At 43.2% G+C, this 11,919-nt stretch carries 7 protein-coding genes; 3 read left to right on the top strand and 4 right to left on the bottom strand.

The genetic code is table 11. From position 1 onward, the window contains the following. On the bottom strand, positions 1-1,367 hold a 1,367-nt coding region (mnmE, locus tag Q0R52_RS22565; protein ID WP_295798859.1), incomplete at its 3' end, for a tRNA uridine-5-carboxymethylaminomethyl(34) synthesis GTPase MnmE. 175 nt (positions 1,368-1,542) lie between these two features. Between mnmE and Q0R52_RS22560 the strand changes: the two genes are divergently transcribed. Beyond that, a complete protein-coding gene (locus Q0R52_RS22560) occupies positions 1,543-2,604 on the top strand; it encodes a nucleoid-associated protein (protein ID WP_295798857.1) in 1,062 nt (353 codons plus the stop codon). 411 nt (positions 2,605-3,015) lie between these two features. Here the strand turns inward: Q0R52_RS22560 and Q0R52_RS22555 are convergent, their stop codons facing one another. Next, a complete protein-coding gene (locus Q0R52_RS22555) occupies positions 3,016-6,708 on the bottom strand; it encodes a two-component regulator propeller domain-containing protein (RefSeq protein WP_295798854.1) in 3,693 nt (1,230 codons plus the stop codon). 395 nt (positions 6,709-7,103) lie between these two features. Here Q0R52_RS22555 and Q0R52_RS22550 point away from each other — a divergent pair, with 395 nt between their 5' ends. After that, the gene (locus Q0R52_RS22550; RefSeq protein ID WP_295798852.1) at positions 7,104-8,285 is read left to right on the top strand and encodes a tetratricopeptide repeat protein; all 1,182 of its coding nucleotides are present in this window, start codon (positions 7,104-7,106) and stop codon (positions 8,283-8,285) included. A gap of 5 nt (positions 8,286-8,290) precedes the next feature. Continuing rightward, positions 8,291-9,241 (top strand): hypothetical protein, encoded by a 951-nt coding sequence (locus Q0R52_RS22545; protein WP_295798850.1) that lies wholly within the window; start codon positions 8,291-8,293, stop codon positions 9,239-9,241. Positions 9,242-9,251: 10 nt separating this feature from the next. On the opposite strand, the gene Q0R52_RS22540 is transcribed toward Q0R52_RS22545, so the two are convergent. Further along, on the bottom strand, positions 9,252-9,608 hold the full coding sequence (locus Q0R52_RS22540; protein ID WP_295798848.1) for a hypothetical protein: 357 nt from the start codon (positions 9,606-9,608) through the stop codon (positions 9,252-9,254). A 6-nt stretch (positions 9,609-9,614) separates the two neighbouring features. After that, positions 9,615-11,693 carry an acylase gene (locus Q0R52_RS22535; protein WP_295798845.1) on the bottom strand — a complete coding sequence of 693 codons (2,079 nt, stop codon included), beginning with the start codon at positions 11,691-11,693 and terminating at the stop codon, positions 9,615-9,617. Positions 11,694-11,919: the final 226 nt, after the last annotated feature.

Genomic DNA, 11,919 nt, shown 5'->3' with positions numbered 1-11,919 from the left:
TTTCCGATACAAAACTTACTAAATATATTCTCAAGCAAATCGTCAGTTGTAACCGCTCCGGTAATCTCGCCTAGATAATGCAAAGCTTGCTTAATATCCATCGCCAAAAAGTCGGAGGTTACGCTGTCCATACCGTACAGCACCCGGCTTAAGGCGTCTTCAGTTTTTTGAAGCGCTTCCAGGTGGCGAATATTAGTTACCAACGTTTCATCATCGTTTAGCTGGCTTTTGATGGCGGCATTGTATATGCTGCTTTTCAAGTCATCGATATGGAGTTTTTCTTTGGCTGATATGGAGATCAAGTTTGAGAAGCCATAAGCCGGGAAATACAAGAGGATAGGCGCACCATTTAATAAATCAATTTTGTTAGCCACCAACAGCATATTAATGCCAGGCTTTTGCAGGCTTTCAATATCCTGGTTTAGATCTTTTTCCGTCATTTCAGATGCATCGTAAACGTAAATCAGCAATGCTGACTGACTGATTTTTTCCATGGTGCGCTGCACCCCGATCTGTTCTATTGTATCGGTGGCTTCGCGGATGCCGGCAGTGTCAATCAGCCTGAAATTGATGCCCTGGATGTTCAGCACTTCCTCAATGGTATCACGGGTGGTGCCGGGGATATGGCTGACTATAGCGCGCTCCTCATTGAGTAAAGCGTTTAAAAGCGTTGATTTACCAGCGTTTGGTCGACCAGCAATTACGGTATTTACGCCCTGTTTTATGGCATTGCCCAACTCGAACGACCGGATAAGGCTGCCAATTACCCGGTTAATTTCGTTGATTAACTTTTTAAGCTGGTCGCGGTTGGCAAATTCCACATCCTCTTCGGCAAAATCAAGTTCCAGCTCGATAAGCGATGCAAACTGAACCAGTTGGTCGCGCAGGGCTTGTAACTGATTGCTAAAGCCGCCTCTAAGCTGGTTTAAGGCCACCTGTTGGGAAGCTTTGGAGTTGGATGCGATTAAATCGGCAACGGCCTCTGCCTGCGATAAATCCAGCTGACCATTCAGAAAAGCTCTTAACGTAAACTCCCCCGCTTTTGCAGACCTGGCCCCTTTCTTTATCAGTAGTTTTATAATTGATTCAATTATGTACGCCGAACCATGGCATGAAATCTCAACTACGTTTTCCTTGGTGTAAGAACGCGGGGCAATGAATAACGAAACCAAAACCTCGTCCAATAACATATCGCCATCGGCAATGCTGCCAAAATGAATGGTGTGCGATGCCTGCCGGGTTAAGTCCTTGCCTTTAAAAACGCTGTTGGCTATTGTGATAGCCTCTGGTCCTGAAAGGCGGATAATACCTATAGCCCCGGTTCCGGTTGGGGTGGCAAGGGCGACGATTGTTTGGTCATTAGTCATTGGGTCATTAGTCATTAGGGCGTTTGCGGCGAAGCAAGCGGATAAACAGGGCGCAAAGTTCGGCATTTGGTAGCATTCTTTCGCAATAAAACAGCTTTCTTACGCTTCGATGTGATTTCCGGCTATGAACAATCAACTATGAACCATGAACTAAAAAAGCTACTTTCGCCCTATTATGGTAACCTTTTTTGAAGCTTCGCTTGATACTATTTCTGTACATCATGTCGGCAACCCGTCGATAAATGAGTTGTATTCGCTATCTGATAACCCGCTCGAATTAAAGGACGACGTTATCCCCAACCTTTTGATGCAGTATTTTCTAAAGCCATTTGAAAAAGCGAACGAGGTTTACCATCTCACCCACAGCAGCGGCGACCTTGCCCTAAACGAAATCCACCATTTTGTTACCAGGATATTCGAGCAAAAAGAAAAATTTCATGAAGCATCTGAGCTGATTGCCAAGTTCCTTTTTAAGGTAACCACGCATCCCAATATAAAAGGCGGCGAACTTTACGTGGTTTACTTTAACAAGGTGCAGATTGAGGGTAACCCACTGGATTGTATCGGTATTTTCAAATCAGAAAATAAAGAGACTTACCTGAAGGTTTACCCCGACAAAGGTGGTTTCCAGGTTGATTACGAAGAAAATGCCATCAACATTAACAAGCTGGATAAAGGTGCGCTGATTTTCAATATTGAAAAAGAGAATGGCTATAAAGTAGTAGTAATCGATAAAAACGGTAATAGCAGCAGCGACGCAGCGGTATATTGGAAAGACGATTTCCTGCAATTAAAAATTCGCAACGACAGCTATAACCAAACCAGCAATGCGCTGGGCATTTACAAAAACTTTGTCACCAATAAATTGGATGATGAGTTTGAAATGAGCAAGGCTGATAAAATTGACCTGCTAAACCGCTCCATGAAATATTTTAAGGAAAAAGACACCTTTGATATGGACGAGTTTACCGGTGAAGTAATCGGCAACCCGCAGGCAATAGAATCGTTCAAAAACTTTAAAAACCAATACGAACAGGAGTTCGACACCCCTATCTCCGATACCTTCGAAATATCAGACAACGCGGTAAAAAAACAGGCTAAGATTTATAAAAGCGTACTAAAGCTGGATAAGAATTTTCATATCTACATCCACGGCAATAAGGACCTGATTGAGAAAGGTTTTGACGACGGCAAGGCTATGAATTATTATAAGGTGTATTTTAAAGAGGAAGCATAAGCGTTCCATTTTTGCACGCGGAACACCCCGAACGCTATGGAACATATTGATTATCAACCACTTTATCTTTTGCCAATACTCAACATGTTGATTGTTAATTAATTAAGTAATTATCGGGGAATTCCTTCCACATATTTAGCAGGCTTGTAGTAGATCCGGGCCGTTCAAACGGAAACCAGTCGGCAGGTTACATTCCGACAAAGCGTTCCATTTTTGAACATCCGGAACACCCCGAACGCTATGGAACATCCTGATTATCAAACACTATAATTTTACAACATTTGTAAGTTACTGATAATCAAACGTGATAAAATTTGACACTTGTGTATGCAGTACTGTAATCTATTTTAAATTAGCCTATTCCAGGTTTTTGGATCTAAAAAATCGCGTAAATTTTTAGTCTTGTTTTACCTACACCGGTATCATCACCGTAAACTCAGTAAACTCCCCTTCTTTGCTATTGATCCGTATATCACCCCCATAACCTTTCACAATAATATCATGGCTTAATGAAAGGCCCAGCCCTGTACCTTCGCCCGTTGGCTTGGTGGTAAAAAAGGGCTGCATAATTTTATCTTTTATGCTATCGGGTATGCCGGTACCGTTATCCTTTACGGTTATGCTCACAAACCCTTTTTCCGAGCGCGTTGAAAGCGTTACCTGCGGCTGGTATTTGGGAATATTGAGCTTGCTTTTTTGATGGACCGCATAAAACGCATTATTAAATATATTTAGCATAACCCTGCCAACCTCCTGCGGAACGATATTTAGCTTAGGTATTTTATTGCCCTGGTCCATCAGCATGCCTGCGTTGAATGACTTATCCTTAGCGCGCAGCCCATGGTACGATAAGCGCATGTATTCATCCGTCAGTGCGTTAATATCAGTTGGTTCACGTTCGCTGCTGTTGTTGCGCGAGTGTTGTAACATGGTTTTCACAATGCCATCGGCCCGTTTGCCGTGAAATTGTATTTTATCAAGGTTTTGTTCCAGCGTGTCAAACAGATCTTTTTCATCCTCCAAATCCCGGCTTTCTTTTTGTTGCGCCTCTTTCAGTTCGTTCAGCATCTCGATACTCACTTCCGAGAAGTTATTTACAAAGTTCAGCGGATTCTGAATTTCATGCGCAATGGCGGCGGTCAATTCACCTAATGATGCCAGTTTTTCACTCTGAACCAGTTGTGATTGTGCCACCTTCAGCTCATCCACCATCTTTTCAAGGTGATCGCGCTGGGTTTCAATTTCCTCTTTTTGTTGCATCACCTCTTCGGTGCGTTCTGTTATTTTTTGCTCCAGCCTGCGTTTATCTTTCACCAGTTGCAGCGCCCGCACATGTGTAAAGCCCCATACCAATCCGGCAAAAATTCCGAGGTAAATCAAATAAGCCCACCATTTTTGCCACCACGGCGGGTCGATGGTAAAGCTTAACCGTGCCGGTGCTGTCCAGTCCCTGTCAATTGTTTTGCCAGATACTTCAAAGGTATACTCGCCCGGTGCCAGGCTAAAATAGTTCCTGCTGGCTGTTAAATTGGTAAGTTGGTTCCAATCCTTATCAAGACCAAGCAACCGGTACCTATACCAGGTAGTATCATGTTTGGCGAGGTTTAACGTATTAAACTGAAATTGGATAAAATTCTGGTCGTACCGCACGTGCAAATTAACCGGTATGTTATAAGGTGTTTTAACGCTGTCCCATCTTATCCCGCTTTGCGAAGTGTACCCGGTAGTTTCCGGGTGCTGACCGCTGATATACGATACATCTTCATTAAGCCAAAGTGTGTCTCTGCCGGTTAAATCGTAGGCAGTTTTGTTCATGAAAGCACCTGGCTCGTCCATAACATTAAGCCCGCTGATGTATACCTGCGGTGCTGCCATGCTTTTCCGCGACAAGTTCAACATTATCAGCCCCGAATCGCCCATGCAAAAATAATTATCACGCGTTATTATGTCAGTCAGCCAATTGCCTCTAGCGCGTTTTATAATACCGTTAGCTTCGCCAAACGACCTTACTTTCCAGCCATCCCCGCTGGTTAAACCTGCCTTGGGCGGAGTTATTTCGCTAACACCCTTATTGGTGCCTGCATACATTTTACCGTTACGGTTTATCAACGAAATTACCCGCTCGTCTACGAGCCCCTGCGGCGTAGAAAAAGATATTAATTCGTTGTCTTTCGCATTTGCTATTAAAATGCCTTTTGCCGTTCCTATCCACATATTTCCGCTTTCGTCGGCCTGCAGCATTTTTACCCCGTTAACAGCATTTACCGACTTTATAGTCCAAGTATCCGGGTCAATAACATTTATACCGCCGATACGCGTAGACACCCAGATACGGCCCTGCTTATCAAGCCTGATATCATCAATATTTTGCCCGTTGCTTAATCCTCTTGCTTTGCCAATATGCTTTAGGCTTAAATCGCCCAGGTCAAGTACATCCAACCCGTCCTGGTCGCCGCCTATCCACAGCCTGTTCTTTTTATCAGCAGCAGCTGATAATATTACCCTGTTTGTAAACCCTTCTTCAGTACCAAAATGAGCTATTGAAGTGTGCGCCGAATCAATTATATCCAGGCCATTGTTGGTGCAAATAAATACTTCGCCCTGTATTTCTCTTATAGTCTGTACAGTATCATTATAAAGCCCCTGTAATTTGGACAAATGCCTTATAGTTTTGTTTTTACGGTTCACGATATAAACCCCATCATTTGTACCCTGCCATATCAGCCCGTTTTTGTCTTCAAATACGCTGGCCGTCCCTACGCTGCCTATGCGTTCGGTTACGGTTTTACGAACATTTATTGCATTCAACCCACCGTTCGTCGCTATCCATATATGCCCGTTATTATCTTTGTCCATCCGCAGTATAAGCGCGTTGCTTAAACCGTCATGCTGTTTAAGGGTTCGCACAAGGCGTTTGTTTAAATCAAAAATATACAAGCCGCTGTTGGTGCCGCACCAAACCTTGCCGTCATCATTTACAAACAAACACGTGGCAAAAGTTTTTGGCAGTTGTGCCTCCCTTATGTTTTGTATGGTGTTATCAGCACTGCCCAATACGCTTAATACTCCATCTGCATAGCCCGCCCAAACATGGTTGGTGCGGTCATTTACCAGCCATGTCAGCGAATCTGATTTTAACCCATGCGCTTTATCCAGATATTTTATCTTTTTATTAACCGGGTCGATGATATTCAGGCCGCCGCCTAAAGTGCTAATCCATATACTCCCCTTGTCGTCCTCCAGCGTCGACACAGTTGCCATGGCCGTCGATAATCCGTTTTCTTTCCCCAGGAATTTAACAATTGATAATTGTGTATCCAGTATATCTACTCCCCCGGTACTATAAGTAACCCATATCCGTTGTTCATTATCAATCATCATCCGGTTGGGCTTGTCGCTATTCAACCCTTGCGCTACACCTGTTTTTTTTATGACACCATTCTTAATATCAAGCACCGATATGCCACCACCAAACTCGCTGATCCAAATTTGCCCCTGCTTATCCTGTAAAATACAATCTATACTATAATCAAGCGGACCTGCAATATACTGCTGCAAATTTTCGCCATCGTACCTAAAAAGCCCGCCCTGGAAGGTTGCAAACCACAAAAAGCCATCATGGTCTGTATAAAGGCACGAAACCGAATTGCCCTGCGGGCCGGGGATATCGCCAAAATCGTAAATAAGCTGCGATGAATTTACCCGGGCAAGTGGTCCTCGTTTAATAAGTTTTGGTGGCTGTAAAATATAGGTTTTAAATTTCAGCGGCTTTGCCGGCAGTAAATCTATATCGAGGTTTTTAGTGGGCAGTGCTTTGAAATTTAATGTCGCCTGCTCAACCGGCTTCGAAAATGGTTTATAATCAGTCGTGTCATAAGTTTCGCTGGGCAATTTGCTAAAATCCAGGTTGCGGAACAGCGGTTGCACATGTGCGGTTACAATAGCATCCCAGTTTATCTTTTTTGCTTTGCTGAACTTTATTGGCTGGATGACCGGCTGTTTAAACGCCGGTGGTTGTTTGGTATTGCTTTGGTTTGATAAATTATTACAGGAGGTAATTATAAAAACAGTGATGATGTATAATCCCCTTTTTAAATTTATCATGTGTAAATAGCTGTTTTGTCCCATCAAAATAAGGTAGCGGCGGTAATGATAATGCGCCTTGCTAAAATATGGATATCGGTTTAAAAATCAACAAAAAATAGCGTCAAAATATCACCGACAATGGGGGATATACTTTTTAGGTATTAAATGGATTTTTAGAATTGATTGTAGTTGATATTTTTTAACGATAATCTTATTAATTTACGATGAATTATTTAAACCAGGTATAACCTCCGGGGTAATTGTAAACCTATCCTATGTAAGGCGCAAAATATTGCGTTCTCTACCATAAAAATCGCCATCACCACATCAAAATACTACATATGTATTATTGCCCGCCGCTATAATCAAAGCCATATTTGTTACGGTTAATTCAGTCAAAACAAATATCCGTTATGAAAAAGATACTTATCACCATTAGCTGCTTTATTTTATCCATAACAGCATTTTGCCAGCCGCCGGAAGAACAGGCGGCACTGGAACTTGCAAAACAAGGCAAATACCCCGAAGCTATTGCTGCATTCGAGAAAATCATTACCGCCGACGGCAAAAATGTAAATGCCATCAACGTGCTTAGCCAGCTTTATTTACGCAGCAATAAAGCCCAACAGGGTTATGATGTCGCTACACGCGGTCTCGGCATTGCCCCCGATAATATCGACCTGAATATTACAAAAGCTAAAGCCGCTATGGCACTTAGCCGTGATGATGAAGCGCTTACCATTATGGACGCCGCCATTACTAAACACGATGATGTATTTATACTTTATGTTATTAAAGGCAATGTCCTCGACGACCAGAACAAAATACAGTTGGCAATTGGCGCTTACAGCAAATCTATACAATTGAAGCCTGACTTTCCTTTTGCTTACCTAAGCCGCGCTGAAGATTTTGCCTCGATAAGCCGTTACGAAAACGCGCTTACTGATTACAACAAGTTTATAGAAATGATACCCGATAATGACGAAGGTTATAATATGCGGGGCTCAACCAATCATAAGCTCGGCAAAAACACAGAAGCATTGGCAGACTACTCCAAGGCTATAGAACTTAATAAAGACCAGAAATATGCTTTGGTTAACCGGGGTATTCTTTATGCTGAAACAGGCGCTGCCGATAAGGCAATGGCAGATTATAACCACGCAAAAACTATCGACGCAAATTTTGACGATGCCTACTATGAATTGGCCAAGCTTTATCAAAAACAGCGCAATTACCCACCTGCTCAGCAAAACATCGAAAAAGCAATCGGCATAAACAATAGAGTAGCAAGTTATTACACTGTTTATGCAAAAATTTTATTAGGGGCCGATAAAAACGCTGAAGGCCTGGCCGCAGCCGAAAAGGTAATAGCAATGGATAAAGTAAACGCCGATGGCTATCTGCTAAAAGCTACCGCCTACAGCAATATGGAGCGTTATGATGATGCAATAGCTGCAATAAACGATGGGCTCAAACTTTTCCCTGATAATTATATGTATTACTCGCTACGTTCGGCGGTTTACAAGTTTAAAGGCAATATTGCGATGTCTGATGCTGACAATCAAAAGGCAAAGGAATTGGGCACAAAAAATTAATGACGATGGCACGGCTGTATTGTTTGGTTATTTTATTGTTTACGGTTAAACTTGCCGGCGCACAATGCAAAAGTGGCAACTGCACCACAGGTAAAGGCGTTTACGATTTTGGCTGGTGCGTTTACAATGGCGAGTTCAAAAATGGCAAGCCCGATGGCCAGGGAACTATGAAATATGATGACTACACCTACACAGGCTCATTCAGCAACGGTGTTGAGGATGGACAGGGTGTTATAATTTATAAAAGCGGTAAAACCGAAAGTGTACTTTACAGTAAAGGGGTGAAATCGGCAGCCGGGCCGGCCAAAGTTAACGCCGCTGACTGGAAAGAAATAAAAGGTACAAATGCAGGTTGCATTAACGGTGATTGTGAAACAGGCTTCGGCACCTTCAAATTTCCAAGCGGGAACGTTTATACCGGCAATTTTGTGGATGAGCGCCGGCAGGGAAAAGGTACCATGGCTTTTGCCAACGGCGATATACTCGAAGGGAATTTTTATGCAAACGCAATTGTTAACGGCACCTACCGGTTTAATAACGGCTACAGGTTTACCGGAAGTTGGGACAGCAAAGGTGATATGTTCGACGGATTATATTACAACCCTGCGGGTACAGCTACAAGACTTGACCATGGCCAGGTTATTGCACCAGAGCCTGTTTATACCTTGCCCGCAAACCTTCCCCGGGGCGCTATAATTGTTTACGGCGATTTGACGGGCGAAAAACCCTGCAAAAATTTCGAGGTATGCCCCAAATGCGGCGGCCGTAAAGTTTTAAGTAAGCCCATAGTTACAACATATTCGTATACCGTGCCCGGTACCTACTCTATTGATAGTCATGGCAACAGGCACACCGAAATTGAAAGCGTATCAAACAGCCACACCCGCAGCATACCCAATTACGAAGTTTGCGATAAATGTGCAGGTAAAGGAAAAATTTGCGCCGATAAGGATTGAAAGCAGCGTTTTAGGGCATTTCTTTTACCCAAAGGCCCGTGCCGCTAACAATTATCTTAATTACGTCGCCATCGGCGCCCCTTATAAACTTAACCGGCCAGTCGAAACCGGCTACCATAAATTTATCGCCTGATATATGTTTCACCAGCAGCTTTTCCCCATCCCAAACCTGGGTGGCCACTAATTCATTATTAACAATATCCAGTTGCAAAAATATAGATTGATTTTGCCGGGTCATTTTAAATTTGCCGGTATAAGCCGAAAGGCTGTCAGTTTGTTGATTGATGATGGTTTTTGCTTCTGTGGCACCGGCAAAAGCGCTTTGTCTAAGCGCTAACACTATAAATAACAATAAAATCTTTTTCATGCCGGTTTATTTTTGAGTGATAAATGTATCGCCTTCCAAAACTTCTGTAAATACAATATGGCCTTTTAAATCTTCGGGATAAAACCAGGCATCGCGCAGTTTTTTTTCTGAAAACAACTTCAACTGGTCGCCGTTATGTACCGATTGGCTTTGTGAGGAATTACCATAGCTCACGAGTACTTTTGCTTTTATGCGTTTACCAAATTCAATTATCCCAACCCACGAGTCGCCGCTGCTTACGGTCACTGTTTTGGTGCCCCTGCCAGCATTAGCTACCCGAAACACGCCCAGTTCGCCGTCAGCTCCATTACCGGGCAGGTCGATGCCATTTCTTTTCAACCGGTAATAAGTACCCCAGGGCGTTGCCAAATCGCCGAAAGTTGTTTTGATCTGTTTAGCTACCTGTTCAAGCAGTTCCACGCAGTGCTTTTTGTCGCGGAGGCCGGTTGGTGTAGTACTTGGTCTGTTAGGGTCCCACCTCACCGCGTAATTATACTCGTTTGATGGCTGAAAACGTCGCGACCAAAAGTAAAACAACAGCATGCCTTTACTATCGTTATCAGCGTTCCTGTCCCATTGGCTTAAAACCTGTTTGGCTTCCTGTAACAACGGAGATGAAGTAGTGTCGATACCGGATAGCAAATCCGTCAAAACCCTGTCGGCCAGTTCCGCATGCGTGGATAGTTTATAGTCTATCAAATGCTCAAAAGTAATATTACCGTCGCCCATCATCATGTTTGCTGCCCGTTGGGGGCGTAGTGGCATTTTGTCGGGTGCTATATAGCTTGGGTAATTGTGCTTATCCAATTCCTGTGGCAGTGTGGCGCGCCATGGCGGGTCGTTGGCATTTTGCAGCCAGCCACTCTTCGGGTTCTTCAATTTTGGCAGCTCATCGTATCTTAAATAGCCGCTCCAGATGTTTTTTGATGAATCTCCTTTTATTATTTGGTTCCAGTCTTCAAATGTACCACCCGGCCTGCGCGGTACGAGGCCGTTAAAAAGATAGAAAATATTTTTGTCGGTATCAGCGTATAGTACGTTCCAAAATGGCATCTGCTGCATTTTTAAAGCAGCCTCAAATTGCCCAAAATTTTTACTATTTGCCATTCTCCACCATTCCAGCAGTGCATTCGGCCTGTCCATACCCGCAACTTTCAAAGCCAACGCTTTGTTCTTATCCATTTTCAAAATATCGCCAAAAGCTGTTGAGTAAAACTTCATGGGTTTTGCCAACAGGCTGCCATCTTTTTGCTTCACCCAAATTGTATCTGCCCGTTCTTTTAGTGCCTGCTTTTTCCCATCGAGCATGTAACCTCCATCTTTAAGTGTTATTTCAAAGCTATCGGCATTATCCAGCGTATTATCGGTATGGGTCCACCCCAGATATTTATTAAAAGCAATGGCGCAACCGGGGAAACCGACCAGGTTTGCACCATATATCGGGTTGCCGTTAAGGGTTAATTCCGTTTCAAACCAGGTAAATTCATTGCCCCATATCAAATGCGGGTTTTGTACCAGCATAGTGTTGTGGCTGGCGGTGCGCTTACCGCTTATAGCATAGGCGTTTGACCCCATGTCTGACCACTCCGGCACTTTATTCAATTCATTGCCACCGGTAAATTCCATCACAAATACATACAGGCTTTGCAGGTTTACATCGTCCGGGGTAACCGGTAGTATTGGTAATTTGTCTTTATCGATTACTTCAGGATGTGCTTTTGCATAGGCATTCATTCCATCGGTGAAAGATCTGATGATCTGTTTTAGTTCAAGGCTTTGTGTTTTTCGAAACAATATTGCCGTTTGCGGTATATTCAGGCTATGCACCAGTTGGTCCGATTGCTCGTAAATAGGCCCCCAATATGCAGCTGCTTTGCCCCTTGCGTTGGCATACAGGCGTAATACCAGGTTGGCATGTGCCTGCATTTCGGCCCAGCCCTGCGCGAAAAACAAATCCTTTTGGTTGGCTGCAGTAATATGTGGTACGCCCCATTCGTCCCATTCAATTTTAGCCTTTTGAGCAAAGGTGGTTTGGTGATAAAAGGCTGACAACAGGAAGAGTAATAACAGGCAAGGTTTTTTCATTTTATCGGGGTTAATGAATTGGTGTCCTAAAATAGTGCTATATTGATATAAAATGAAATTTATTGCAAATTAGTTGCATTTAATTAAACGCCTCTATTCTTAATCTTTTTTCTTAGGTGATTTTGACGGATTGATATAAAAAAGCCAACTATAAAAAGGCCCGACATATTTTACTATACCGGGCTATGTTTTATTAAGCAGCCATCTTTTTCAATTAACTCACCAG

Origin of the sequence: Mucilaginibacter sp. (assembly GCF_025359345.1) — a bacterium.
GTDB lineage: Bacteria > Bacteroidota > Bacteroidia > Sphingobacteriales > Sphingobacteriaceae > Mucilaginibacter.
Note: the sequence above shows the minus strand (reverse complement) of the source record. Positions and strands in the feature narration are given on the sequence as shown.